We start from the raw sequence: 25,706 nt of genomic DNA, 5'->3' as shown, positions 1-25,706 counted from the left end.
CGCAGGCGGCGCGGAGTGGGTCGAGCGGCATGGATGCCGCGAGAGCGCCGCAAGGACATGGATGTCCGTTCGGCGCGCGCCCACGGAGCGTCGCCGGAGAGAGGGAACCCTGACGAAGTCAGGGCCAAGCCAGGAGCAAATGGTTTTGGTTACTTTTCCCGAAAGAAAAGTGACCCGCTGTAAGAGCGGAACCGATATCAGCAACACCACCGCGAATGGCTATTCACTTAAACCTCAGCCACCAAAAACACAAAAGCCACCCGAAGGTGGCTTTTGTCGATCAGTCAGCGATCAAAGGCAATCAGGCCTTCTTCACTTCCCAACCGGTCAGCTCAGCCAAAGCCTTGCCGATGTCTGCCAGCGAACGCACGGTTTTCACGCCTGCGTCTTGCAGCGCAGCGAATTTCTCGTCTGCAGTGCCTTTACCGCCGGAGATGATTGCACCTGCGTGGCCCATGCGCTTGCCCGGAGGAGCAGTCACACCCGCGATGTAGGAAACAACCGGCTTGGTCACGTTTGCCTTGATGTAGGCAGCCGCTTCTTCTTCAGCCGAACCGCCGATCTCACCGATCATCACGATCGCTTCGGTCTTCGGGTCTTCCTGGAACAGCTTCAGGATGTCGATGAAGTTCGAGCCTGGGATCGGGTCACCACCGATACCCACGCAAGTCGACTGACCGAAACCGGCGTCAGTGGTCTGCTTCACAGCTTCGTAAGTCAGGGTGCCGGAACGCGACACGATACCGACTTTACCTGGCAAGTGAATGTGACCTGGCATGATGCCGATCTTGCACTCGCCCGGAGTGATCACGCCTGGGCAGTTAGGGCCGATCAGGGTAACACCCAGCTCGTCGCACTTGACCTTGGCATCCAGCATGTCGAGGGTAGGGATACCTTCGGTGATGCAGATGATCAGCTTGATGCCGCCGAACGCTGCTTCCAGGATCGAGTCCTTGCAGAATGCAGCCGGTACGTAGATAACGCTGGCGGTGGCGCCAGTGGTTTCTACGGCTTCACGAACGGTGTTGAACACTGGCAGGTTCAGGTGAGTGGTGCCACCTTTGCCCGGGGTCACGCCGCCAACCATCTTGGTGCCGTAGGCGATGGCTTGTTCGGAGTGGAAAGTACCTTGGGAGCCGGTGAAGCCCTGGCAGATAACTTTGGTGTCTTTATTGATCAGGACGCTCATTATTTGCCCTCCGCAGCTTTGACAACTTGTTGAGCAGCGTCGGTCAAGCTGGTTGCAGCGATGATGTTCAAGCCGCTTTCCGCCAGTACTTTAGCGCCCAGGTCAGCGTTGTTGCCTTCCAGACGAACAACAACCGGGATTTTCACGCCAACTTCTTTCACTGCACCGATGATGCCTTCGGCAATCATGTCGCAACGAACGATGCCGCCGAAGATGTTGACCAGTACTGCAGCGACGTTGGTGTCGGACAGAATGATCTTGAACGCTTCGGTCACGCGCTCTTTGGTAGCGCCACCACCTACGTCGAGGAAGTTGGCTGGCTTGCCGCCGTGCAGGTTGACGATGTCCATGGTACCCATGGCCAGGCCAGCACCGTTGACCATGCAGCCGATGTTGCCTTCCAGTGCGACGTAGTTCAGTTCGAACTTGGCAGCATGGGCTTCACGCGGGTCATCTTGCGATGGGTCGTGGAAAGTCTTCAGCTTTGGCTGGCGATACATGGCGTTGGCGTCGATGTTGATCTTGGCGTCGAGGCAGTGCAGATCGCCGTCAGCCTTGATCACCAGCGGGTTCACTTCGAGCAGGGCCAGGTCGTGGTCCTGGAACAGCTTGCCCAGGCCGACGAAGATCTTGGCAAACTGCGCAACCTGCTTGCCTTCCAGACCCAGCTGGAATGCCAGCTCGCGACCCTGGAATGGCTGAGCGCCAACCAGTGGGTCGATGGTTGCTTTGAGAATCTTCTCAGGCGTGTCGTGAGCGATTTTCTCGATGTCCACGCCACCTTCGGTGGAAGCCATGAACACGATACGACGGCTCGAACGATCGACTACAGCGCCCAGGTACAGCTCTTTGGCGATGTCAGTGCAGGATTCAACCAGGATCTTGGTGACTGGCTGACCGTTGGCATCAGTCTGGTAAGTGACCAGACGCTTGCCCAACCACTGTTGAGCGAACGCAGCTGCGTCTTCTTTGCTCTTGACGAGCTTTACGCCGCCCGCTTTACCGCGACCACCTGCGTGAACCTGGGCTTTGACAACCCACTCGGTTCCGCCGATCTTGTCGCACGCTTCTGCTGCTGCTTCCGGGGTGTCTACTGCAAAGCCCTTGGATACTGGCAGGCCATATTCAGCAAACAGCTGCTTACCCTGATACTCGTGAAGATTCATGCTTATTACCGTCTTCGTTAGGTACTGCGCTTCGGTGCTGCTCGTCTATGCGTGCCGCACCACCTGTGACCGCTTCTCCCGGAAGGTCGCACGCCTGCATGTAAACGCAGGAGTGAAATCCGCCGGGAGTTCGAGTCCGACCGACCTTCCGCGGCAGACCCTGCGAACAAGGCCTGCGACGGGCGGTCCGTCGTGGTTTTTCTTAGCGTCTTTTGTTAGCGCTTTTTCTTGTTCTGGATGTGGATGGCGTGGCCATTCACTGCCAGAGCAGCTTCGTGCAAGGCTTCGGACAGCGTTGGGTGCGAGAACACCATCATGCCGATGTCTTCGGCACTGGTGCCGAATTCCATGCCGATTGCACCCTGCTGAACCAGTTCTGCTGCGCCTGGACCAATGACGTGTACACCCAGTACACGGTCAGTCTTGGCATCAGCGATGACTTTGACAAAACCGCCAGTGTCGTTCGCTGCCATGGCACGGCCGCTGGCCGCGAATGGGAACTGACCGACGTTAACCTCGACACCTTCGGCCTTCAAGGTCTGTTCGGTTTTACCGACCCACGCGATTTCCGGGTGAGTGTAGATAACCGAAGGGATCAGGTCGTAGTTCATCTGGGTCTTGTGACCCTTGATGCGCTCGACGACCATGATGCCTTCTTCCGACGCCTTGTGCGCCAGCATCAGACCGCGAACCACGTCACCGATCGCGTAGACGCCAGGAACGCTGGTCTCGCACTGATCGTTGACGAAGATGAAACCGCGCTCGTCGATGTCGACGCCGCTGTCGGAGGCCAACAGGTCGGTGGTCACCGGACGACGGCCCACGGCCACGATCAGGCGATCGAAGGTGATGTTCTGCTCACCGTCTTTGTCGGTGTAGTTGACGACCACTTCATTGCCGTTGACTTTCGAACCGGTCACGCGAGCGCCCAGTTTGATGTCCAGACCCTGCTTGGTGAACGTCTTCTGCGCTTCCTTGGAAACGGCTTCGTCAGCGGCCGGCAGGAACTTCTCCAGCGCTTCCAGAACGGTGACCTTGGAACCCAGACGCGACCACACCGAACCCAGTTCCAGGCCGATGACGCCAGCACCGATCACGCCCAGACGCTCAGGCACGGTCTGGAATTCCAGGGCGCCGGTGGAGTCGACGATAACGTTCTGGTCGACCGGAGCCGGTGGAATGTCGATCGGACGCGAGCCGGACGCCAGGATGATGTTGTCGGCTTCGATGACTTCAGTGGTGCCGTCAGGCTTGGTCAGCTCGACTTTCTTGCCGGCCAGCAGCTTGCCGTGACCTTGCAGGGAAGTGACGCCGTTTGCCTTGAACAGGCTGGCGACGCCGCCGGTCAGGCCTTTGACGATCTGGGACTTGCGACCAACCATCGCGGCCACGTCCATTTGCACGTCGCCGGAAATCGAGATGCCATGAACGTTGAACTGGTTCTTGGCTTCGTAGAATTTCCAGGAGCTGTCCAGCAGCGCCTTGGACGGGATGCAACCTACGTTCAGGCAGGTACCGCCGAGGGCCAGTTTGCCCTCTTTATCCTGATACTTCTCGATGCAGGCAGTCTTGAGACCAAGTTGCGCAGCCTTGATGGCGGCCACATAACCGCCAGGGCCTGCGCCAATCACTACCACGTCGAATTTCTGGGACATAACAAAGTTCCTTTAGCTACAAGCTTTAAGCTGCAAGCTGCAAGCTGATCTGCGTAGATCTGCAGATTCAACTCGCGACCTGTACATAAGGGCAATCCAAGCTCCCCGAGCCACACGCCGCTCTGCTTCTGACTTGAAGCGTGCAGCTTGCAACTCGGGGCTGCTTTTTAGATGTCCAGCAACAGACGAGCCGGATCTTCCAGCAGGTTCTTGATGGTCACCAGGAAGGTCACAGCTTCTTTACCGTCGATCAAGCGGTGATCGTAGGACAGCGCCAGGTACATCATCGGACGGATGACAACCTGACCATTGATCGCCATAGGGCGCTGCAGGATGTTGTGCATGCCCAGGATGGCCGCTTGTGGCGGGTTGACGATCGGGGTCGACATCATCGAACCGAAAGTACCACCGTTGGTGATGGTGAAGGTACCACCGGTCATCTCGTCGATGGACAGTTTGCCGTCACGGGCTTTCTTGCCGAAGGTGGCGATGCCGCCTTCGATTTCAGCCAGGCTCATGTGCTCGGCGTTACGCAGAACCGGTACCACCAGGCCACGGTCGCTGGAGACCGCAACGCCGACGTCGGCATAACCGTGGTAGACGATGTCGGTGCCGTCGATCGACGCATTGACAGCCGGGAAGCGTTTCAGCGCTTCGGTAGCAGCCTTGACGAAGAACGACATGAAGCCCAGGCGCACGCCGTTGTGGGACTTCTCGAACAGGTCTTTGTACTTCGAACGCAGGGCCATGACTTCAGTCATGTCGACTTCGTTGAAGGTGGTCAGCATGGCCATGTTCGACTGGGCTTCGACCAGACGCTTGGCGACGGTGGCACGAACACGAGTCATCGGAACGCGCTTCTCGGTGCGGTCGCCAGCGGCGAACACAGGAGCAGCAGGCGCTGCGGCAGGCTTGGCAGCAGGTGCAGCAGCCGGAGCGGATTTCTTCGCTTCGATGGCAGCGACCACGTCTTCCTTGGTCACGCGGCCATCTTTGCCAGTGCCTTTGACGCTGGACAGGTTGATGCCGTTTTCTTCGGCCAGTTTGCGGGCAGCCGGAGCACCGATGGCGTCTTCGTCGCCAGCAGCCGGAGCCGGAGCAGCGGCTGGAGCGGCGGCAGGTGCAGCAGCGGGTGCAGCAGCGGCAGCCGGAGCAGCCGATGCAGTGGCGCCTGCGTCCAGAGTAGCGATCAGTTCGTTGGACAGGACGGTGTCGCCCTCGCCTTTCACGATGGAAGCCAGAACGCCGTCGGCTTCGGCCAGCACTTCGAGCACGACTTTGTCGGTTTCGATGTCAACCAGCAGCTCGTCACGTTTTACCGCTTCGCCCGGCTGTTTGTGCCATTTGGAAATGGTGCCGTCGGCAACGGATTCCGGGAAAGAGGGGGCTTTGATCTCAATAGCCATTGTCTGTAATTCCTTAATTCGGTTTCTAGTGCGCGAAGGCGTTAAACAGTGAACGCGTCTTGCAGCAGTTTTTCCTGCTGTTCGGCGTGCATCGAAGCGTAGCCACATGCAGGCGCGGCAGAAGCATCACGACCGGCATACTCAAGAACGAGGTTGCGGTTGTGGTTGCCAATGCTGCGGCGCAAGTGATGCTGGCTGCTGTACCAGGCGCCCTGGTTCATCGGCTCTTCCTGACACCAGACCACGTTGGTCAGGTTGGTGTAAGGCGCGATGGCCTCCATCAGGTCGTCTTCCGGGAACGGGTAGAGCTGCTCGATACGCACGATGGCGATATCTTCGCGGCCTTCGGCACGGCGTTTTTCCAGCAGGTCGTAGTAGACCTTGCCACTGCACAGAACCAGGCGAGTCACCTTGGCCGGATCGAGGGTGTCGATTTCCGGGATGACGGTCTGGAACGAACCTTCGGCGAGATCCTCAAGGGTCGAAATGGCCAGCTTGTGGCGCAGCAGCGACTTCGGCGTCAGCACGATCAGCGGTTTGCGCAGCGGACGAATCACCTGACGGCGCAACAGGTGGTAGATCTGGGCCGGGGTGGTCGGCATGCACACCTGAATGTTGTGCTCGGCGCACAGCTGCAGGTAACGCTCCAGACGCGCCGAAGAGTGCTCCGGACCCTGACCTTCGTAGCCGTGAGGCAACAGCATGGTCAGACCGCACAGACGGCCCCACTTGTGCTCACCGCTGGTGATGAACTGGTCGATCACGACCTGTGCACCGTTGGCGAAGTCACCGAACTGGGCTTCCCAGATCACCAGCGCATTTGGCTGGGTGGTCGAGTAGCCGTATTCGAATGCCAGTACCGCTTCTTCCGACAGGAACGAGTCGTACAGGTCAAAGCGAGGCTGACCGGCATACAGGTTCTGCAGAGGCACGTAGGTAGCGGCGTCTTTCTGGTTGTGCAGCACGGCGTGACGGTGCGAGAACGTACCGCGACCAACGTCCTGACCGGTGATACGCACCGGGTGACCTTCGAACGCCAGCGTGGCGTAGGCCATGGTTTCGGCATAACCCCAGTTGATCGGCAGGCCACCGGCTTGCATCTTCTGGCGGTCTTCGTAGATCTTCTGGACCTGACGCTGAACCACGAAGCCTTCCGGCAGTTCCATCAGCTTGGCCGACAGTTCCTGCAGGGTCTTCAGGTCGAAACGGGTGTCGTGACGTGCGGTCCAGGCGTGGCCCAGGTATGGACGCCAATCGACGAACAGTTCCTTGTTAGGCTCTTTGACCAGGCTCTTCACAACGTGCATGCCGTTGTCCAGCGCGTTGCGGTACTCGTCGACCTTGGTCTGAGCCGCTTCGGCCGCGAGGATGCCACCGGCAGCCAGTGCATCGGCATACAGCTCACGGGTGGTGCGCTGTTTGGCGATCTGCTGGTACATCAGTGGCTGGGTGCCGCTTGGCTCATCCGCTTCGTTGTGGCCGCGACGACGGTAGCAGACCAAGTCGATCACCACGTCACGCTTGAACTGCATGCGGTAGTCGATGGCCAGCTGGGTCACGAACAGAACCGCTTCAGGGTCATCGCCATTCACATGGAGAATCGGTGCCTGAATCATCTTGGCAACGTCGGTCGCGTACTCAGTGGAGCGCGAGTCTTCCTGGTTGCTGATGGTGAAGCCGACCTGGTTGTTGATCACGATGTGAATCGTGCCACCGGTCTTGAAGCCACGGGTCTGCGACATCTGGAAGGTTTCCAGAACCACGCCCTGGCCTGCGAACGCAGCGTCACCATGGATGGAAATCGGCAGAACCTTCTCACCCGTGGTGTCGTTGCGGCGGTCTTGACGCGCGCGCACGGAACCTTCGACCACCGGAGAAACGATCTCCAGGTGGGACGGGTTGAACGCCATGGCCAGGTGAACTTCGCCACCGGTGGTCATCACGTTGGACGAGAAGCCCTGGTGGTATTTCACGTCACCGGAACCCAGCTCGACCTTCTTCTTGCCTTCGAACTCATCGAACAGCTCGCGCGGGTTCTTGCCGAAGGTGTTGACCAGCACGTTCAGACGGCCACGGTGGGCCATGCCGATAACGATTTCCTTGGTGCCGTAGGAACCGGAACGCTGGATCAGTTCGTCCAGCATCGGGATGAGGCTTTCGCCCCCTTCCAGACCGAAACGCTTGGTGCCCGGGTATTTGGTGCCCAGGTATTTTTCCAGACCCTCAGCCGCGGTGACGCGCTCGAGCAGATGGCTCTGAATGTCGGCGGAGTATGCTGGACGGCCACGCACGCTTTCGAGGCGCTGCATGAACCAGTTGCGCTGGTTCGAATCCACGATGTGCGTGAACTCGGCACCGATGGTGCGGCAATATGTCTTCTGCAAGGCTTCGACGATTTCGCGTAGGCTCGCCTCCTCCTTGCCGATGAACAGGTCGCCGGCACGGAAGGTGGTATCGAGGTCAGCGTTGGTCAAGCCGTAATGGTTGATCGACAGGTCAGCTGGCGCAGTACGCTTCCACAAACCCAGAGGATCGAGTTGCGCACCCTGATGGCCGCGCATACGGAATGCCTGGATCAGTCGCAGGACTTCGACTTGCTTCTTCTCGTGCTCGCTGCTCACGCTACCGGCGGAGACCGGTTGGGCGCGGCGCTGGTTTTTGCCCAGCAACACGAAATGATCGCGAACCGTAGAGTGCGATACATCGTTGGCAGTGCCACCTTCTGCAGGCAGCGTCTGAAAGTAGGTGCGCCACTCTTCTGGCACAGCGTTAGGGTCGTGCAGGTAAAGCTCATAGAGCTCTTCCACATAGGCAGCGTTACCACCGGAAAGGTGGGCGCTGTTCCACATGCGCTGCATCACGCTTTCTTGCATGCTTGGTCACCCTCGGTTAGGGGACACCATCGACGTCGACACCAAGGCAAACTCACACGGCGGTTCAGCGAATGTATCAATTCGCCGACTGCACCGAGTCGCCAGGGATCACGCAGATAGTCCGGGTACCAGCCCGGATGCCCCTGCTGGTCTCATTTCTTCAAAATAAGAGCCGCGGCCATATGACCGCTGCTCAGGTTAAAACTACAGCGCCGGTTGAAGCCTGCGCCGTAGCGTTTACGGGTACAACATTTCAAATACTGCCATGCATCTGTTGCGTGCATCGATGCCACAAGGTGCAACGAACCGGCCCGTAACGCTTCACGCTTACGGGCCGGAACATCAGATACCGCTGGTGAGAAGCATGCTGCGTACGTGACCGATAGCCTTGGTTGGGTTCAGGCCTTTCGGGCAAACGTTCACGCAGTTCATGATTCCGCGGCAACGGAATACGCTGAACGGATCGTCCAGCGATGCGAGGCGCTCCTGGGTCTTGGTGTCACGGCTGTCAGCCAGGAAACGATAGGCTTGCAGCAGTGCTGCTGGACCGAGGAACTTGTCGGGGTTCCACCAGAACGAAGGGCAGGAAGTCGAGCAGCAAGCGCACAGGATGCACTCGTACAGACCGTCCAGCTTCTCACGCTCTTCAGGCGACTGCAGACGCTCGATGGCCGGAGCCGGCGTGTCGTTCTGCAGGAATGGCTTCACCTTCTCGTACTGCTTGTAGAAGATGCTCATGTCGACGACCAGGTCACGAATGACCGGCAAACCAGGGAGCGGACGCACCACCAGCTTGTTGTTTTTCACCACGGCAGACAGCGGCGTGATGCACGCCAGGCCGTTCTTGCCGTTGATGTTCATGCCGTCGGAACCGCAAACACCTTCACGGCAGGAACGACGGTACGAGAAACCTTCGTCCTGCTCTTTGATGAGTGCCAGTACGTCCAGCACCATCAGGTCTTTGCCACCGGTATCGACTTCGAACACCTGGGTTTTAGGCGCCGAGTCGCTGTCGGGGTTGTAACGATAAACTTCGACTTTCAACATAGCGGCCACCCTTAGTAAGTCCGTACTTTTGGTTCGAACGCCGGAACGGTCTTCGGCGCAAAGTTGACTGCACGTTTGGCAACCCGCTTTTCACCCGGGTAGTACAGGGTGTGGCACAGCCAGTTGACGTCATCACGGTCTTCGAAGTCTTCACGGGCGTGAGCGCCGCGGGATTCGGTACGCGTGTCGGCAGCAATTGCCGTGGCTTCAGCGACTTCCAGCAGGTTCTGCAACTCCAGCGCTTCGATACGCGCGGTGTTGAAGCCCTGGGATTTGTCGTTGATCTTGACGTTGGCGATGCGCGCACGCAGATCAGCCAATTGCTCGATGCCCTTCTTCATGTATTCGCCGGTACGGAATACGCCGAAGTAGTTCTGCATGCAGCTTTGCAGCTCGCGACGCAGGGTAGCGACGTCTTCGCCATCGGTACGCTCGTTCAGTGCATTCAGACGGCTCAGCGCGAGGTCGATATCGGCCTGGGTCGCTTCATCGTACTCAATGCCGTCGGTCAGCGCTTTTTCAAGGTGCAGGCCAGCAGCGCGGCCGAACACGACCAGGTCGAGCAGCGAGTTGCCGCCCAGACGGTTGGCACCGTGAACCGATACGCACGCCACTTCACCGACAGCGAACAGACCAGGGATGATCGCGTCCTTGCCTTCGGCGTCCATTGTCATGGCCTGACCATGGATGTTGGTGGCAACGCCGCCCATCATGTAATGGCAGGTTGGAACGACGGGGACTGGCGCGACAACCGGGTCAACGTGCGCGAAGGTCTTGGACAGCTCACAGATACCTGGCAGGCGGCTGTGCAGCACTTCCTCACCCAGGTGATCCAGCTTCAACATCACGTGGTCGCCGTTAGGACCGCAACCGTTGCCAGCGATGATTTCTTTAACCATCGAACGGGCCACAACGTCACGACCTGCAAGGTCCTTGGCGTTAGGCGCGTAGCGCTCCATGAAACGCTCGCCGTGCTTGTTGATCAGGTAACCGCCTTCACCACGGCAACCTTCGGTGACCAGTACACCTGCGCCGGCGATGCCAGTCGGGTGGAACTGCCACATTTCGATGTCCTGAACCGGAACGCCTGCACGCAGCGCCATGCCGATACCGTCACCGGTGTTGATCAGGGCGTTGGTGGTGGATGCGTAGATACGACCCGCGCCGCCGGTGGCCAGTACAGTGGCCTTGGCCTTGATGTACATGGTTTCGCCGGTTTCGATGCAGATGGCGATCACGCCGACGAATGCGCCTTCAGCGTTCTTCACGAGGTCTACAGCGTAGTACTCGTTCAGGAACGTGGTGCCGGCTTTCAGGTTGCCCTGGTACAGGGTGTGCAGCAGTGCGTGACCGGTACGGTCCGACGCTGCGCAGGTACGAGCAGCCTGGCCGCCCTTGCCGAAGTCCTTCGACTGACCACCGAACGGGCGCTGGTAGATACGACCTTGTTCGGTACGCGAGAACGGCATACCCATGTGGTCCAGCTCGTAAACGGCTGCCGGACCTTCCTGACACATGTATTCGATCGCGTCCTGGTCGCCGATGTAGTCGGAACCCTTGACGGTGTCGTACATGTGCCAGCGCCAGTCATCGTTCGGGTCGGCCGAGGCGATGGCGCAGGTGATGCCACCCTGTGCGGATACGGTGTGGGAGCGGGTCGGGAAGACCTTGGTGACGACAGCGGTCTTGTGACCACCCTGCGCCAACTGCAACGCAGCGCGCATGCCCGCACCGCCGCCACCAATGATGATGGCGTCGAATGAAAGTGTATTGATGTTAGCCATGAATCAGATACCCCAAAGAATCTGCACACCCCAGACGAAGTACGCGAACATCACGACGCCGCATACCGCCTGGAACAGGAAACGCACGGTCAACGCGGACTTGCCGAAACTCATGGGAGTCAGGTAGTCGGTCGCGATGGTCCACATGCCAACCCAGGCGTGAGCGCCCAGGGCAACCAGGGCCAGCAGACTGAAAATGCGCATTCCGTTATGGGAGAACAGACCGTGCCACGTGGCATAGTCGATGCCAGGGTGCGCGACCAGGTATCCGATCAGGAAAATGAAATAAGCCGCGAGCACTACAGCGGAGACGCGTTGCGCCATCCAGTCGTAGAGGCCCGAACGAGACAGGTTCGTAACGCTGGTTACCATATCCAAACTCCCGCCAGAACGATCAGCACCACGGAGATGGCGATGACGATTTTCGAGCCCAGCTTGCCGCCTTCCAGCGTCTCACCGACACCCGTGTCCATGATCAGGTGACGAACACCTGCCACAAGGTGATACAGCAGGGCGGACAGAAGCCCCCATGCGATGAACTTGGCCAGAGGGCTGGTCAAGGTCGCCTTCATGTCGGCAAAGCCTTCTTCAGAACCCAGCGACTTGCTCAATGCGTAGAGCATGAAGACAAGGCCGATGAAGAGGATGATGCCGGAGATGCGGTGAAGGATCGACGTGATCGCAGTGATGGGGAGTTTGATGGTCCTTAGGTCTAGGTTTACAGGTCGTTGGCTTTTCACGGCTTTTTTTCACACTGAAGAGCCCCTAACAATCAGGGCAAGTTGTTGGGAAGTGCACTGGTCAGGTACCCACTACCCAGGAAGTGACGACACCCAGAAAAACGGGCCTGCAAGCCCCTGGCGGTCGGGTGCCGAGTATAGACAGTTAGCCCGCTAATGACAACGCACAGACCCGCCCCTAATGGCGGATTGCTTTAGCGCGATAAAAGGCGTAAATGGCAGGGAAATTCGAGGAAAACCTTGGGTTAAAGCCTTCTGCCACAACGCTTTTGGCAAATTGACTTTAGAATTTATCTCACTATAGTGATGCGGGCCCTGCGTGGGGGGCCTGTCTGATGATTTGAAGCATTAATAGGAGGCCACATGGCTGACAAAAAAGCGCAGTTGATCATCGAGGGCGCAGCCCCCGTCGAGCTGCCCATTCTGACCGGCACCGTTGGTCCCGATGTAATCGACGTACGCGGCCTGACCGCCACCGGACGCTTCACATTCGACCCAGGCTTCATGTCGACCGCCTCATGCGAATCCAAGATCACCTATATCGACGGTGATAACGGCATTCTGCTGCATCGTGGCTACCCGATCGAGCAGTTGGCCGAACAGTCGGACTACCTGGAAACCTGCTACCTGCTGCTGAACGGCGAACTGCCAACCGCCGAGCAAAAGGCCCAATTCGTCGTCACCGTGAAGAATCACACCATGGTGCACGAACAGCTGAAAACCTTCTTCAACGGTTTCCGTCGCGACGCTCACCCGATGGCTGTCATGTGCGGTGTAGTCGGCGCCCTCTCGGCGTTCTACCACGACTCGCTGGACATCAATAACCCGCAGCACCGCGAAATTTCCGCAATCCGCCTGGTCGCCAAGATGCCGACCCTGGCCGCAATGGTCTACAAGTACTCCATGGGTCAACCCATGATGTACCCGCGCAATGACCTGAGCTACGCGGAAAACTTCCTGCACATGATGTTCAACACGCCGTGCGAGATCAAACCGATCAGCCCGACGCTGGCGAAGGCCATGGACCGGATTTTCATCCTCCATGCCGACCACGAACAGAACGCTTCGACCTCCACCGTCCGCATGGCGGGCTCCTCGGGCGCCAACCCGTTCGCCTGTATCGCTGCCGGTATCGCTGCATTGTGGGGCCCTGCCCACGGCGGCGCCAACGAAGCCGTGCTGACCATGCTCGATGAGATCGGCGATGTCTCGAACATCGACAAATTCATCGCCAAGGCCAAGGACAAGAACGATCCGTTCAAGCTGATGGGCTTCGGTCACCGCGTTTACAAGAACCGCGACCCGCGCGCCACCGTGATGAAACAGACCTGCGACGAAGTTCTGCGCGAGCTGGGCATCACCAACGACCCGCAGCTGGAACTGGCCATGCGCCTCGAAGAGATCGCCCTGACCGATCCGTACTTCATCGAGCGCTCGCTGTACCCGAACGTCGACTTCTACTCAGGCATCATCCTGAAAGCGATCGGCATTCCTACCAGCATGTTCACCGTGATCTTCGCCCTGGCACGCACCGTCGGCTGGATTTCGCACTGGAAGGAAATGCTCTCCAGCCCGTACAAGATTGGCCGTCCACGCCAGCTGTACACCGGCGAGGTCTCCCGCGACATCGTTGCCCTGGCCGACCGCAAGTAAGCGCAAACGCCAGCAAGCGACATCCCATAAAAAAGGCTGCCAGTGGCAGCCTTTTTTATTCCCGCAAAAACTGTATCGGTCAGACGATCACTTCGCAGCACGCTCACGCAGCGCTTTCAGCGTGTTGAACGGCGCGTCCACGACAAACTTGTTGGCCAGCCACGACGGCACGCTACCACCGGGCTCGGTGTGTACCTGATAGGTCACTTCTGTCTCGTTCGGGCCTTTGGGGACCAGCTTCCAGTAACCCTCGACCTGAGTAACCCGCACGAAGCCTTTTTCTTCCGGAATGTAGTTGGGTTGACCCAGCAAGTTGCGCGTCAGGCTGCCATCAGCGCCTTCGACCGTGGTGATCTGCAACACCGAATCCCGAGGGGTCACGGGCCATGGCGTATTGAACTGTGTGTAGGTCCAAGTCTTGTCGCCTTCGTGCTTGAGAATTTTCTGCGCCTTGCACTCATGCACCCATGCACAGGCACCGGCGACGTCTTCCTGAAGACTGCGCAGCTTCGCCACACTTGCCTTGATAGTGGCGATGCCCTGATAGGCCTTGTACTGCGAGCCTGGGACATCACTGAGCGACACTTTGATGCCGTCTTCTTGCTTGGCGACTTTCCAGTCCTCGGCTTGGGCCATGCCCGCCACCAGTACAGTCATTCCAAGTCCAAGCGCGATCCGGTACAGCGAACCCATATCTTATTCCTTCTTGTCTGTAGTTCAGGTGCATTCAGCATCGTGCACTGCCGTTGTTACATCTGCTCTGCTCATCAGGCGACCGAGGTGGCCTGCTCCCACCAGCCAATTAATCGCACCGCCTCCTCAGAATCGCTGCCGCAGACGTCCGGGTCCGCCGAAAACTGGCTGCAGACTGCAGGGCGTTCAGGGTGGCCGAATATCAGGCACAGCAGGTCGGTAGAGAGCTGCACACAGCGCTCTCCCGCTGGCTTGCCATTGGGCATGCCAGGAATCGGCGACGAGATTGAAGGCGCGACGCAACAAGCACCGCAGCCCGGACGGCATTCCATGGAAACATCCTCACACGAGGCGATGAATGAAGGGGGATCTTAAACGCTTAAACGCACGTTTGAAAACGCGCGCAGGGATCAAATAGTCGAGAGCGTCATTGCTTGAATTTGAAATCCAGGGCCGCGCCCTCCACTTCCTTGCGCGATTCATTGCGGAGTTGAAGCTGCATTTCATTGCTCAGGAGACGCCCCTGAAGCTGGAAATCAGGATCGCTGTTGGCGTCAGGAAACATCTTGGGCAGCAGCGGCTTGGCCCCGCTGTTCGGGGCTTTGGGCTTATTGGCCGCAGTGATCACGCCGGGAGGCGGCGCGAGCTGCTTGACCATATCGGGAGGCAAACTCAAGTCCAGGGCAGCCTTGGGCAGACGCGTCTCTTTCACCACCTGCGCTGGCGATTTGCTCTTGCTCGCCACCGGCGCACGGTTAGCCACCTCGGCGTTATCCGCTTTAACCTTGGCGGATTTGGCATTCGCGCTGGGAGTCTTCTGTTCGACCGCGGCAGCCTTGGCGGGCGTGGTGACTTTCGCCGCGGCTTCCGAGCGGGCGCCATCCGATTTGCTAGTCGCCACGACAGGCACGACACCGACATTCGGTTTCAGCTCATGAACCGGCGTCGGCGCCGTCGCTGTCTTGGCATCGGGCGCTTTGTCTGCATCAACAGCCGCCGCAACGGACACAGGCGCAGGAGGCGCCGGTACTTCGGGCGCTGCGGGGGTTTGAACGGCAACTTTCGGGGGAGGCGCGGGGGGTTTATCAGCATCACAGGCACTGACCAACACCACCAGCAGCAAACCGATACAACGCAGTGATTTCATAATCGGACGGCAAAAAATAGGCAGAAGCCATATGCTGGCTCGTTGCAGGGCCGGTGACAAGTGAATGACCTGTCAGCCAGCCCCATGAAGCTGTGGCAAATGTAAGGCGCTGTAAGTTCACCAGGCCTGACCGATGTCCTCGCACAACTGCTTGGCAAGCATTCCCACCGTCATGAGCGCCCTCTCCGCTTCACGATTCCACGGCAGGCCACAGTTCAGACGAATGCAGTGGTTGAACTGCTCTGTGTTGCTGAAGATCAAGCCTGGCGCGATGCTGATCCCCTGCTCCAGCGCACGGACGTGCAATTCTTGCGTGTTCACCCGCCCCGGGAGGCTGATCCACAGGATAAAGCCCCCGGCGGGCCGGCTGATCTGGGTGCCCTCAGGAAACATCTGCTGTACGGCAAGCTGAAACGCGCTCAGATTTTTCCGATGCTCCTGACGGATGTAGCGCAAATGACGATCGTAACCACCATTTTCGAGGTAGGACGCCACCGCCATCTGCGTCACGCTGCACGCGGAATGAGTGCTGAAAGTCTGCAATCGCTGAATTTCCGCCTGATATTTGCCGGCAATCATCCAGCCGATCCGCACACCCGGCGACAATGTCTTGGAAAAACTGGAGCAATAAATGACCCGACCCAACCGGTCGAACGCTTTCAGCGCTTTGGTTTTGTTTTGCTCGTACATCAGCTCGCCGTAGATGTCGTCTTCGATGACCTGAATGTCGAAGTCCGACGCCAGTCGCAGCAGGTGTTTCTGCCGCTCCTCGGGCATCGTACTGCCAAGCGGGTTGCTCAGCCGCGAGGTCATCACGAGCGCCTTGATCGACCACTGGTTGGCCGCGAGTTGCAACGCTTCCAGGCTGATCCCTGTATTCGGGTCACTGGGAATCTCGATAACCTTCAAACCCAGCAAATCCGCCAGTTGAAGCAGCCCGTAATAGGTGGGCGATTCTGCAGCGATCAGGTCACCAGGGCTCGTCAGCACACGTAGTGACATTTGCAGCGCATCGACACAGCCGTGGGTGATCACCACTTCCGACGGGTCGACGACCACGCCCGCATCGCGCATGCGGATCGCCACCTGACGCCGCAGCGGCTCGAAACCGGGGCTGAACATGTAATTGAACGCGCGAGGGCTTTGGAAACGCGTGACTTTGGCCAGTTGCTGATGCAGCGCCCGTAACGGCAAGTAATCAATGTGCGGCACTGCCGCGCCAAAGGCGAACACGCCTTCGCGGCGCGCCTCCACCAGCACCTGTTGGATGATGCTGGCGCGCGTGACCAGCCCGGGCCGCTCAACCCGCGCAATGTCAGGCGTCGGCGCCGTCAGCGCCGGGGTCTGGTGAACGTAATAACCGGATTGGGGACGGGCACGAATCAGCCCCTGATCTTCAAGATTCGCGTAGGCCTGCAACACGGTTGCATGGCTGACATTGAGCTGCGAACTCATCTTACGAACGGAGGGTACGCGCTCGCCGGGCTGATAAACGCCCCGCCGAATGTCTTCAGCCAACTGCTGAGCGATGCGTTGATACAGCAGGAGATTGGTCATTTCGCGTCCCTCGATTACACGTTTTCGAAGCCATTCAGCGCCTATGCCGACCTTCGCACTCGGGCGATCACCGGAACAGTTGAGAAGTGTACGGGGACAGTTAACCCGTCGGCTAGTCCTAGTTAGGTTTGATGGAAAATTTAATGTGACGTATGCGCCAAATGCCCGGCCGTTTTTCATAAAAAAGCCCGACTTTCGCAAAAAAAGTCGGGCTGGATCACACTTATTTTTTAGCGGGCAGCGCTGAGCTTGCCTTTTTCGTCTGAAAAGACGATTTCAACACGGCGATTTTGCGCGCGACCGCGCTCAGAGGTGTTCACATCGACCGGGAATTGATCGCCATAACCTTCCACCTGAATGCGCTCATCCTCAATGCCAAGATCCGACAGCACATCAGCCACCGCCTGCGCACGATCGCGGGACAGTTGCAGATTTTCCTGAGCATCGCCCGTGCTATCGGTGTAGCCCTCGATCCGCACGACACGCTTGGGGTTGAACTGGAGAAACTGCACGACCTTCAGCACCGTACGATTGGCCGAGGTTTTCAGCTCGGCACGCCCGGTGTCAAACAGCATGTCGCCCAATGTCATGACCAAACCGCGTTCGTTTTGCTGGGTGGACAGGCTGATGACCTGATCTTCTGCCCACTTGCCCTGCTGCTGCGCGCCCGACAGCTTGGCCTCACGCAGCGCCAATTGCAGGCGCTGGCGCTCCAGCTCCAGACGGGCCAGTTTTTCCTGATTGAGCAATAACTGACTGTGTTCTGCTGCGATGGCGCTGTAACGGCTGCTCAAGTACGCGTAATGGCTGACGTCGTCCGAACTGCCTACATAACTGGACAGGCGCTCGGCACGACCCAATAGTTCGCCCGCGCGGATTACGTCCTTCGGTGCGCTGCGCAATACATTGGTGTCGCCTTTCACTTTCTGAAAATCAGCGCTGGCAGTCTGCAACGCTTTTTCACTGTTCTGATGACCGGCACAGCCGTACAAACCGGCGCTACCCAACAACAGGCACACACTCAACATACGAGGAAGGCGGTTCATTGGGCCGCTCCCAGCTGTTTGCGCAGGCGATCCAGTCGCGTGTTCACTTGCGTCAGTTGTTCGTCGCTCTTTTCAGTCAGCACCTTGGCTTCGGCCAGCCGCGCATCGAGCTCAGCCTGCTCAGCTTGCATCCGGGCCTGTTTATAGGATTTGTCCGCCACGCTGGCCTGCGCCTGAGCGAGCTTGCTCTGGGCGGTGGCCATGTCCGGCTCATCGTCCGTCGCGCCAACCGCCGTGGCTTGGGCAACGGCCTGCTCGGTGAGTTTCAGTTGCTCGGTGGGGGCGGGATCGTTGGCACAGCCAAACAGGGAGGTGATCGCGACGGCTGCAAATAAAGGTCGAATTCTCAAAAAAACGCTCAAAAAAACATTCCTACTGGGTGACGGCGGCGCTGGCCGGCTGCTGCAACTGTGCCTTCCACACTTCAAGGTTGCGGGAGATGGCGTCAGCAGAACGGCCCGAAGCCGCCAATTCTGTCATTTTTTTCGCCAACTGTCCGCGCAACCAAGGCTCGTTGCAGGCCGAGTTGAACGAAAGCGCGAGGTACAGACCCGGGCGATCCAGCGGCAGAGGCTGTGAAACCAAGTCCTTGGACATCCCTAACGTCTGGGTCAGCGCCATGCCCGCGTAGCGACCCGCGAGCACGAACTCGGCCTGGCCCAGCATCAGTTTCTGAAATGCCTGAGTGAGGTTGGGCTGTTTTTCGAGGGTCAGGTGCTCTTTCACGGCGAGGTCGAACCCGGGCGTGATTCGGGTCTTTTCGGAGATGACACCCGGGTGGCCATGCAGGTCGGCCAATGAATTGAAGGGCTGTGCATGGCCGGTTCGCGTCCAGACCATGATTTCATTCTGGGTGATCGCCGGATGAATGAAATCCAGTGATTCAAGTTCGTTGCTGTTCAGCGGCGTGTCGGCCAGCAGGTCCATGCGTCCCGTGCGCACTTCTTCCAACGCCTGGCTGCGCTTACCCGCATACAGCAGCTCAATCTTGACACCCATCTGCGTCGCAGCTTCCTTGAGCAGGTCCGCATTGGCGCCCATCAGGTGCTTGGGGTCCTGCGGATCACGCCACATATAAGGAGGCGCATCAGGGCTGCCGGTCACCACCAGCCGTTCACATTTGCCCGCTGCCAGCACAGCCATCGATGGCACCAGCAACAATCCTGCAACCAGCGATGTCAGCGTCCGCTTCGGCAACGACATGGCGACGTCCTTTTTCCGATCCAATAAAAAACCCGCTCATTCGAGGCTGTGGAAAGCGCACATCATCGGTTTCTTCCGATGGTTGACGTTCTCGAACAGCCCGAAACGAACGGGTTCTCTTTATAAGTCAGGCGGCTGGATTAGACCAGCTTCTCCAACTCAGGCACGGCTTCGAACAGGTCAGCGACCAGGCCGTAGTCGGCCACCTGGAAGATCGGCGCTTCTTCGTCCTTGTTGATCGCAACGATCACTTTGGAGTCTTTCATGCCGGCCAGGTGCTGGATCGCGCCGGAAATACCGACCGCGATGTACAGCTGTGGCGCAACGATCTTGCCGGTCTGACCGACCTGCATGTCGTTCGGCACGAAACCGGCGTCGACGGCGGCGCGGGAAGCACCGACGGCAGCGCCCAGCTTGTCGGCCAACGCGTACAGGTGTTTGAAGTTGTCGCCGTTCTGCATGCCGCGACCGCCGGAAACGACGATTTTGGCAGCCGTGAGCTCAGGACGGTCGGACTTGGCCAGCTCTTCGCTGACGAAGGACGATTTACCTGCGTCGTGGGCAGCGCTCACGGCCTCAACAGCGGCAGAACCGCCTTCAGCGGCGACAGCGTCGAAACCGGTCGCACGAACGGTGATGACCTTGATGGCCGCCGACGACTGAACGGTCGCAATGGCGTTACCGGCGTAGATCGGGCGCTTGAAGGTGTCAGCCGATTCAACCGAGATGATCTCGGAGATCTGGTCGACGTCCAGCTGTGCAGCCACGCGCGGCAGGATGTTCTTGCCGTTGGAGGTAGCAGCAGCCAACACATGGCTGTAACCGGAAGCCAGTTCGGCCACCAGCGGGGCGACGTTTTCCGGCAGTTGATGCGCGTAGGCCGCGTTGTCAGCGACCAGCACTTTGGCAACCCCGGCGATTTTCGCAGCGGCTTCACCGACAGCGCCAACGTTCTGGCCAGCGACCAGCACGTGAATGTCGCCACCAATCTTGGCGGCAGCGGCAACGGTGTTCAGGGTGGCGGGAGCGATCGCGCCGTTTTCGTGTTCAGCGATTACCAGGGTAGTCATCAGATCACCTTCGCTTCGTTTTTCAGTTTCTCGACCAGCTCTGCAACCGACTTGACCTTGATGCCAGCGCTGCGAGCAGCCGGGGCTTCGACTTTCAGGGTCTTGTTGGTGGAGGACGTGGACACACCCAAAGCGTCAGGCGTCAGCACTTCGAGAGGCTTCTTCTTGGCTTTCATGATGTTCGGCAGCGACGCGTAGCGCGGCTCGTTGAGGCGCAGGTCGGTGGTGACGATGGCAGGCAGCTTCAGGGAAACGGTCTGAGCACCGGCATCGATTTCGCGGGTAACGCTGACGCTGTCGCCAGAGACTTCAACCTTGGAGGCGAAGGTGCCTTGGGCGTAACCGCTCAGGGCCGCCAGCATCTGGCCTGTCTGGTTGTTGTCACTGTCGATCGCTTGCTTGCCGAGAATGACCAGCTGCGGCTGCTCTTTATCGACAACAGCCTTGAGCAGCTTGGCCACGGCCAAAGAGGTCAGCTCGTCAGCGGATTCAACGAGGATGGCGCGATCAGCACCCAGTGCCAACGCTGTACGCAGTTGCTCCTGGGCAGTGGTCGGGCCAATGGAAACGACGACGATCTCGGTCGCGACGCCCTTCTCTTTCAGGCGTACGGCTTCTTCCACGGCGATTTCGCAGAAGGGGTTCATCGACATTTTTACGTTTGCGAGATCGACGCCGGAGTTGTCCGCTTTGACGCGAACCTTGACGTTGTAGTCGACCACTCGTTTGACAGCTACAAGAACCTTCATGGATTCCTCGTTACTCTCCGGTGAAAAGAAATCGCCAGGCCCGGCCCGGCGATGGGTACACGTCAGTGTAAAGAACACCTTTGAAAACAGCGTATTCGTCGTTACTTAACGGTGAGTTCAGCAAAAAACGCTGACACCTCCGCTCCAGGCCAAGTCATACGCAGGCCGGGCGTGTAAACTGCTCTCCGCTTGCATATTCCCCGGGGGGATGGAGCGGTTTTGCCGCGCGGTACTGGCACTGCTTTCAGAGGCGTTCGCTTGCCAACGGTCAGCCTACGGCGAGCGCAAAACCGCCCGTATCTTGACCGGAACGCCTATTCCGGTCAATACGACAAAAACGCCAGTCGCAAGCCGTCTCCCTATGTTTTATCAGGGTTTCAGCTGATTCAAACAAACGTTTGTATTGGACCTGAGAGGTGGTGTAGATATAATGCGCCCCTTTGAAGATGACGCTGGGATGACACCGTCGCCGAGCGTGTGTTGATCACTACTTATAAAAAAATACCGTTGAGCCTTTGATCAGGAGATAGCCAGTGGAACGCGAATTTATGGAATTCGACGTCGTCATCGTCGGAGCCGGTCCAGCCGGGCTCTCCGCCGCATGCCGTCTGAAACAAAAGGCCGCCGAAGCTGGCCAGGAGATCAGCGTCTGCGTCGTTGAAAAAGGCTCTGAAGTTGGCGCGCACATTCTCTCCGGGGCGGTGTTCGAACCCCGCGCCCTGAACGAGCTGTTCCCTGACTGGAAAGCACTCGGCGCACCGCTGAACACGCCGGTCAAAGGCGATGACATTTATGTGCTGACCAGTGCCGACGCTGGCACAAAAGTGCCGGGCGCGTTCGTGCCGAAGACCATGCACAACGAAGGCAACTACATTATTTCCCTGGGCAACTTGTGCCGCTGGCTGGCGCAGCAGGCCGAGAACCTGGGCGTTGAAATTTACCCGGGCTTCGCCGCTCAGGAAGCGCTGATCGACGAGAACGGCGTGGTACGCGGGATTCTCACCGGCGACATGGGCGTCGATCGCGAAGGCAATCCGAAGGACGGCATGTACACCCCCGGCATGGAGCTGCGCGGCAAGTACACGCTGTTCGCCGAGGGCTGCCGTGGCCACATTGGCAAGCAGTTGATCAAGCGCTTCAATCTGGACAGCGAATCCGACGCCCAGCATTACGGCATCGGCCTTAAGGAAATCTGGGAAATAGACCCGGCCAAGCATCAGCCAGGCCTGGTGGTGCACACCGCTGGCTGGCCGCTGGACGTGATGGGCACCGAGAACACTGGCGGCTCCTTCCTTTATCACCTGGAAAACAACCAGGTGGTGGTCGGCCTGATCGTCGATCTGTCCTACGCCAACCCGTTCCTGTCGCCGTTCGACGAGTTCCAGCGCCTCAAGCATCACCCGATCCTCAAGCAGTACCTGGAAGGCGGCAAGCGCGTCAGCTACGGCGCCCGCGCTATCTGCAAAGGCGGTCTGAACTCGCTGCCGAAAATGGTCTTCCCCGGTGGCGCGCTGATCGGTTGCGACCTCGGCACCCTGAACTTCGCCAAGATCAAGGGCAGCCACACAGCCATGAAGTCCGGCATGCTGGCAGCGGAATCCGTGGCTGATGCGCTGTTGGCGGGCAATGAAGGCGGCGATGCGCTGAACACCTACGTCCAGGCCTTCAAAGGCAGCTGGCTGCATGAAGAACTGTTCGCCAGCCGTAACTTCGGTCCGGCGATTCACAAGTTCGGCCCGATCCTGGGTGGCGCGTTCAACTTCATCGACCAGAACCTGTTCGGCGGCAAGATCCCGTTCACCCTGCACGACAACAAGCCGGACTATGCGTGCATGAAGCTGGCCGCCGACTCCAAGCGGATCGACTACCCGAAACCGGACGGCAAGCTGAGCTTCGACAAACTGAGTTCGGTGTTCATCTCGGGCACTAACCACGAAGAAGAGCAGCCGTGCCACCTGAAGCTGAAGGACCCCAACATCCCGATCAGCGTCAACCTGCCGAAATACGACGAGCCCGCGCAGCGCTACTGCCCGGCGGGTGTCTATGAGGTGGTGACACAGGAAGACGGCAGCAAGCGCTTCCAGATCAACGCGCAGAACTGCGTGCACTGCAAGACCTGTGACATCAAGGACCCTTCGCAGAACATCACATGGGTCACGCCGGAAGGTGCGGGTGGGCCGACCTATCCAAATATGTAAAACCAGCGGCAAGCTTTAAGCTGCAAGCGGTAAGAGAAAGGCGCCGATCATGGCGCCTTTTTTGTGGGCTACAACCTGCCACCGGCTCAGCGGATTGCCCCGACTCCTGTGGGAGCGAATTCATTCGCGAGGGGTCAGTACGGACGAAGCGTTTCTATCGCCTGAACCACCGCTTCGCGAATGAGTTCGCTCCCACAGGGACGAGTCAGCAGCAGTTCCTCATGCCGAAACCCTCAACAACGCCCCCTCTTCTCCCGGATTGCGCTCAAAGTAACGTTTGTATTCGCGGCTGAATTGCGACGTGCTTTGATACCCCACCTTGTGCGCCACTTGCGCCACCCCCATGCCTTCGCCGATCAGCATTTGCTGGGCCTTGAGCAGACGCAGGCGTTTAAGGTACTGCACCGGTGACAGCATCGTGCTGCGCTTGAAATGCTCATGAAAGGTCGACGCGCTCATGTTGGCGCGCCGGGCCAGTTCGTCAACGCTCAAGGCTTCGTTGTAATGGTCGCGCAGGTGCTGCAACGCCGCGGCAATTCGGGCGAAGTGCCCCTGCTGTTCGACCAGCGCCCGCAACACACCGGCTTGAGGCCCGCGCAACGCCGCGTACAACACCTCCCTCACCCGCGCCGCGCCCATGACTTGGGCGTCCAGAGGGTTGTGCAGGCAATGCAACAGACGCTCGACGCTTTCGCGCATAGAGCTGTCCAGCTCGGCTGAGCTCATCGACTCGGGCGTCTGCGCCTTGACCGTCACACCGGGTGCTTGCCCCATGGCCTGCACCAATTCGCCCAATACCGTTCGATCAATCGACACGGCAACGCCATACAGGGGCTCTTCCTGAGTGGCAAAGGTCTCGCACATGAACGGCACCGACAGCGCCTGCACGAGGTAATGGCCCGCGCCGTATTCCAGCGTCCTCGATCCGAGGCGCGCCAATTTGCTGCCTTGGGCGAGGATCACCAGGCTCGGCTCGTAGATTTGCGGGCTGCTGGCGACGTAGTGACTCCAGGACATGGCCTGCACACCCGGCACGCGGGTATCGACGAAGCCAGGGCAAGGCGCCAGCGGTTTGATCAGGGACACCAGCGTGGCGTTGGCGTCGGAATGAAGGGTCAGTGACATGGGCAACCGGACAGAGGATTAGACACTCGCATCATCGCAGATCCGCCGCACAACGCAGCCCCTTATGGGGCAGGTCCGGAGGAATAGGCATGACACGCGGAGGAATGGTCATGGCCGGTGTCGACTTCGCTGCGCAGAATGCACGGCCTCAACCGTCATTGTTTTAGCGAGGTTTCACATGTACACAGCCATCGGTTATGCCGCTCAATCCGCCACGACCCCCCTCGCCCCCATGACCTTCAACCGCCGCAGCCCGCGCCCGGACGACGTGGCCATCGAGATTCTGTACTGCGGCGTCTGCCACTCCGACATCCACCAGGCACGCAACGAATGGGGCATCGCGGTCTACCCGCTGATGCCGGGCCACGAGATCGTCGGCAAGGTGACCGAAGTCGGCACCAAGGTCACCAAACACAAAGTCGGCGATCTGGTCGGCGTAGGTTGCATGGTCGACTCCTGCCGTCATTGCGAGGCCTGCGCAGCAGATCTGGAGCAGTATTGCCTGGAAGGCCCGACCCTGACTTACGCCGCGCCGGACCGCGTCGATGGCAGCAACACCATGGGCGGCTATTCCAGCAGCATCGTGGTCAGCGAGCACTTCGTGGTGCGCATCCCGGAGAAACTGAACCTGGCCGCTGCCGCGCCGATTCTTTGCGCGGGGATCACCACCTACTCGCCGCTCAAGCACTACGGCGTCAAGGCGGGCGACAAAGTGGGCGTGCTGGGCATGGGCGGTCTGGGCCACATGGGTATCAAGTTCGCCAAGGCGATGGGGGCGGAAGTGACGCTGTTTACCCGTTCGGCGAGCAAGGCCGAAGAAGCCCGTCGTCAGGGCGCGGACCATGTGATCGTGTCCACCGATGCGGAGCAGATGAAAGCCGCTGCCGGCCACTTCAACTTCCTGCTGGACACCATTCCGGTTCAACACGATTTGAACCCGTACCTCGACACCCTGCGTTTCGACGGCGTGCACATTCTGGTGGGCCTGATCGAACCGATCGACCCCGCTGTGCATGCCGCCAACCTGGTGATGAAACGTCGTGTGTTGGCAGGTTCGTTGATCGGCGGTATCGCGGAAACGCAGGAGGTGCTGGATTTCTGCGCCGAGCACGACATCAGCTGTGACATCGAGATGCTCGACATCCAGAACATCAACGAGGCGTACAGCCGCATGATTGCAGGCGACGTTAAATATCGTTTTGTGATTGATATGGCGACGTTGAAGGCGTAACGCTTCACATGATCGTCCCCCGCGCGCTGCGTGGGAACAATCATACGACGCGATCACTGTAGGAGTGAGCTTGCTCGCGATAGCGGTGTAACAGTCGCCTATTGAGGCGAATGGAAGGCCGCTATCGCGAGCAAGCTCACTCCCACAGGTCAGGCGTTGCGTCAGACAGATCGT

22 protein-coding genes are annotated in these 25,706 nt (G+C 58.9%); 3 read left to right on the top strand and 19 right to left on the bottom strand.

Going from position 1 to position 25,706, the window contains the following annotated elements; all coding sequences use genetic code 11:
- Positions 1–301 precede the first annotated feature (301 nt).
- The 9 genes from sucD to sdhC form a co-directional block, all read right to left on the bottom strand.
- Positions 302–1,189 (bottom strand): succinate--CoA ligase subunit alpha, encoded by an 888-nt coding sequence (sucD, locus tag GVN17_RS28010; RefSeq protein ID WP_166598542.1) that lies wholly within the window; start codon positions 1,187–1,189, stop codon positions 302–304.
- Positions 1,189–2,355 carry an ADP-forming succinate--CoA ligase subunit beta gene (sucC, locus tag GVN17_RS28005; RefSeq protein ID WP_166598541.1) on the bottom strand — a complete coding sequence of 389 codons (1,167 nt, stop codon included), beginning with the start codon at positions 2,353–2,355 and terminating at the stop codon, positions 1,189–1,191. Before sucC ends, sucD begins: the two co-directional genes overlap by 1 nt.
- A 215-nt stretch (positions 2,356–2,570) precedes the next feature.
- Positions 2,571–4,010, bottom strand: a complete 1,440-nt coding sequence (lpdA, locus tag GVN17_RS28000) for a dihydrolipoyl dehydrogenase (RefSeq protein ID WP_166598540.1) — start codon at positions 4,008–4,010, stop codon at positions 2,571–2,573.
- Between the two features lie 167 nt (positions 4,011–4,177).
- On the bottom strand, positions 4,178–5,416 hold the full coding sequence (odhB, locus tag GVN17_RS27995; RefSeq protein ID WP_166598539.1) for a 2-oxoglutarate dehydrogenase complex dihydrolipoyllysine-residue succinyltransferase: 1,239 nt from the start codon (positions 5,414–5,416) through the stop codon (positions 4,178–4,180).
- Positions 5,417–5,457: 41 nt separating this feature from the next.
- Entirely contained in the window at positions 5,458–8,289 is a 2,832-nt protein-coding gene (locus GVN17_RS27990) for a 2-oxoglutarate dehydrogenase E1 component (protein ID WP_166598538.1), read from the bottom strand.
- A gap of 342 nt (positions 8,290–8,631) precedes the next feature.
- Entirely contained in the window at positions 8,632–9,336 is a 705-nt protein-coding gene (locus GVN17_RS27985) for a succinate dehydrogenase iron-sulfur subunit (protein ID WP_166598537.1), read from the bottom strand.
- An 11-nt stretch (positions 9,337–9,347) separates the two neighbouring features.
- On the bottom strand, positions 9,348–11,120 hold the full coding sequence (sdhA, locus tag GVN17_RS27980; RefSeq protein WP_166598536.1) for a succinate dehydrogenase flavoprotein subunit: 1,773 nt from the start codon (positions 11,118–11,120) through the stop codon (positions 9,348–9,350).
- A gap of 3 nt (positions 11,121–11,123) precedes the next feature.
- Positions 11,124–11,492 carry a succinate dehydrogenase, hydrophobic membrane anchor protein gene (gene sdhD, locus GVN17_RS27975; protein ID WP_166598535.1) on the bottom strand — a complete coding sequence of 123 codons (369 nt, stop codon included), beginning with the start codon at positions 11,490–11,492 and terminating at the stop codon, positions 11,124–11,126.
- A complete protein-coding gene (sdhC, locus tag GVN17_RS27970) occupies positions 11,486–11,860 on the bottom strand; it encodes a succinate dehydrogenase, cytochrome b556 subunit (RefSeq protein ID WP_166598534.1) in 375 nt (124 codons plus the stop codon). Before sdhC ends, sdhD begins: the two co-directional genes overlap by 7 nt.
- Positions 11,861–12,223: 363 nt before the next feature.
- On the opposite strand from sdhC, the gene gltA reads away from it, so the two are divergent.
- On the top strand, positions 12,224–13,513 hold the full coding sequence (gltA, locus tag GVN17_RS27965; RefSeq protein ID WP_166598533.1) for a citrate synthase: 1,290 nt from the start codon (positions 12,224–12,226) through the stop codon (positions 13,511–13,513).
- A gap of 87 nt (positions 13,514–13,600) precedes the next feature.
- On the opposite strand, the gene GVN17_RS27960 is transcribed toward gltA, so the two are convergent.
- The 9 genes from GVN17_RS27960 to GVN17_RS27920 form a co-directional block, all read right to left on the bottom strand.
- Complete coding sequence (locus GVN17_RS27960) at positions 13,601–14,206, bottom strand: START domain-containing protein (RefSeq protein ID WP_166598532.1); 606 nt, start codon at positions 14,204–14,206, stop codon at positions 13,601–13,603.
- Positions 14,207–14,280: 74 nt separating this feature from the next.
- Positions 14,281–14,538: a YkgJ family cysteine cluster protein gene (locus GVN17_RS27955; RefSeq protein ID WP_166598531.1), complete on the bottom strand. Its 258-nt coding sequence runs from the start codon at positions 14,536–14,538 to the stop codon at positions 14,281–14,283.
- A 95-nt stretch (positions 14,539–14,633) separates the two neighbouring features.
- Positions 14,634–15,413, bottom strand: a complete 780-nt coding sequence (locus GVN17_RS29835; RefSeq protein WP_306167765.1) for a translation initiation factor 2 — start codon at positions 15,411–15,413, stop codon at positions 14,634–14,636.
- Between the two features lie 57 nt (positions 15,414–15,470).
- Positions 15,471–16,910, bottom strand: a complete 1,440-nt coding sequence (locus GVN17_RS27945) for a PLP-dependent aminotransferase family protein (RefSeq protein ID WP_166598530.1) — start codon at positions 16,908–16,910, stop codon at positions 15,471–15,473.
- Positions 16,911–17,140: 230 nt separating this feature from the next.
- Positions 17,141–17,956 (bottom strand): OmpA family protein, encoded by an 816-nt coding sequence (locus GVN17_RS27940; RefSeq protein ID WP_166598529.1) that lies wholly within the window; start codon positions 17,954–17,956, stop codon positions 17,141–17,143.
- Positions 17,953–18,306, bottom strand: coding sequence for a DUF4398 domain-containing protein (locus GVN17_RS27935; RefSeq protein WP_166598543.1), 354 nt, complete (start codon positions 18,304–18,306; stop codon positions 17,953–17,955). The genes GVN17_RS27940 and GVN17_RS27935 overlap by 4 nt, the downstream gene beginning before the upstream one ends.
- 22 nt (positions 18,307–18,328) lie before the next feature.
- The gene (locus GVN17_RS27930) at positions 18,329–19,159 is read right to left on the bottom strand and encodes an ABC transporter substrate-binding protein (RefSeq protein ID WP_166598528.1); all 831 of its coding nucleotides are present in this window, start codon (positions 19,157–19,159) and stop codon (positions 18,329–18,331) included.
- Between the two features lie 140 nt (positions 19,160–19,299).
- On the bottom strand, positions 19,300–20,229 hold the full coding sequence (locus GVN17_RS27925; protein WP_166598527.1) for an electron transfer flavoprotein subunit alpha/FixB family protein: 930 nt from the start codon (positions 20,227–20,229) through the stop codon (positions 19,300–19,302).
- A complete protein-coding gene (locus tag GVN17_RS27920) occupies positions 20,229–20,978 on the bottom strand; it encodes an electron transfer flavoprotein subunit beta/FixA family protein (protein WP_166598526.1) in 750 nt (249 codons plus the stop codon). Before GVN17_RS27920 ends, GVN17_RS27925 begins: the two co-directional genes overlap by 1 nt.
- A gap of 533 nt (positions 20,979–21,511) precedes the next feature.
- Here GVN17_RS27920 and GVN17_RS27915 point away from each other — a divergent pair.
- Positions 21,512–23,176 (top strand): electron transfer flavoprotein-ubiquinone oxidoreductase, encoded by a 1,665-nt coding sequence (locus tag GVN17_RS27915; protein WP_166598525.1) that lies wholly within the window; start codon positions 21,512–21,514, stop codon positions 23,174–23,176.
- 219 nt (positions 23,177–23,395) lie between these two features.
- Here the strand turns inward: GVN17_RS27915 and GVN17_RS27910 are convergent, their stop codons facing one another.
- Positions 23,396–24,301 (bottom strand): AraC family transcriptional regulator, encoded by a 906-nt coding sequence (locus GVN17_RS27910; protein WP_166598524.1) that lies wholly within the window; start codon positions 24,299–24,301, stop codon positions 23,396–23,398.
- Positions 24,302–24,479: 178 nt separating this feature from the next.
- On the opposite strand from GVN17_RS27910, the gene GVN17_RS27905 reads away from it, so the two are divergent.
- A complete protein-coding gene (locus GVN17_RS27905; protein ID WP_166598523.1) occupies positions 24,480–25,532 on the top strand; it encodes an NAD(P)-dependent alcohol dehydrogenase in 1,053 nt (350 codons plus the stop codon).
- The last annotated feature ends 174 nt before the right edge of the window (positions 25,533–25,706 follow it).

The organism is Pseudomonas sp. SLFW, from assembly GCF_009905615.1.
GTDB lineage: Bacteria > Pseudomonadota > Gammaproteobacteria > Pseudomonadales > Pseudomonadaceae > Aquipseudomonas > Aquipseudomonas bambusae.
This window is presented reverse-complemented; position numbering and strand designations above follow the sequence as displayed.

What these genes read in the sequence shown, in the direction of transcription:
- lpdA (WP_166598540.1), bottom strand. Translation starts at nt 4,010, where the DNA reads ATGTCCCAGAAATTCGACGTGGTAGTGATTGGCGCAGGCCCTGGCGGT.
- GVN17_RS27945 (WP_166598530.1), bottom strand. Translation starts at nt 16,910, where the DNA reads ATGACCAATCTCCTGCTGTATCAACGCATCGCTCAGCAGTTGGCTGAA.
- GVN17_RS27985 (WP_166598537.1), bottom strand. Translation starts at nt 9,336, where the DNA reads ATGTTGAAAGTCGAAGTTTATCGTTACAACCCCGACAGCGACTCGGCG.
- GVN17_RS27990 (WP_166598538.1), bottom strand. Translation starts at nt 8,289, where the DNA reads ATGCAAGAAAGCGTGATGCAGCGCATGTGGAACAGCGCCCACCTTTCC.
- odhB (WP_166598539.1), bottom strand. Translation starts at nt 5,416, where the DNA reads ATGGCTATTGAGATCAAAGCCCCCTCTTTCCCGGAATCCGTTGCCGAC.
- GVN17_RS27940 (WP_166598529.1), bottom strand. Translation starts at nt 17,956, where the DNA reads ATGAACCGCCTTCCTCGTATGTTGAGTGTGTGCCTGTTGTTGGGTAGC.
- GVN17_RS27930 (WP_166598528.1), bottom strand. Translation starts at nt 19,159, where the DNA reads ATGTCGTTGCCGAAGCGGACGCTGACATCGCTGGTTGCAGGATTGTTG.
- GVN17_RS27910 (WP_166598524.1), bottom strand. Translation starts at nt 24,301, where the DNA reads ATGTCACTGACCCTTCATTCCGACGCCAACGCCACGCTGGTGTCCCTG.
- gltA (WP_166598533.1), top strand. Translation starts at nt 12,224, where the DNA reads ATGGCTGACAAAAAAGCGCAGTTGATCATCGAGGGCGCAGCCCCCGTC.
- sucC (WP_166598541.1), bottom strand. Translation starts at nt 2,355, where the DNA reads ATGAATCTTCACGAGTATCAGGGTAAGCAGCTGTTTGCTGAATATGGC.
- GVN17_RS27960 (WP_166598532.1), bottom strand. Translation starts at nt 14,206, where the DNA reads ATGGGTTCGCTGTACCGGATCGCGCTTGGACTTGGAATGACTGTACTG.
- sdhA (WP_166598536.1), bottom strand. Translation starts at nt 11,120, where the DNA reads ATGGCTAACATCAATACACTTTCATTCGACGCCATCATCATTGGTGGC.
- GVN17_RS27955 (WP_166598531.1), bottom strand. Translation starts at nt 14,538, where the DNA reads ATGGAATGCCGTCCGGGCTGCGGTGCTTGTTGCGTCGCGCCTTCAATC.
- GVN17_RS27925 (WP_166598527.1), bottom strand. Translation starts at nt 20,229, where the DNA reads ATGACTACCCTGGTAATCGCTGAACACGAAAACGGCGCGATCGCTCCC.
- sucD (WP_166598542.1), bottom strand. Translation starts at nt 1,189, where the DNA reads ATGAGCGTCCTGATCAATAAAGACACCAAAGTTATCTGCCAGGGCTTC.
- GVN17_RS27920 (WP_166598526.1), bottom strand. Translation starts at nt 20,978, where the DNA reads ATGAAGGTTCTTGTAGCTGTCAAACGAGTGGTCGACTACAACGTCAAG.
- GVN17_RS27905 (WP_166598523.1), top strand. Translation starts at nt 24,480, where the DNA reads ATGTACACAGCCATCGGTTATGCCGCTCAATCCGCCACGACCCCCCTC.
- sdhD (WP_166598535.1), bottom strand. Translation starts at nt 11,492, where the DNA reads ATGGTAACCAGCGTTACGAACCTGTCTCGTTCGGGCCTCTACGACTGG.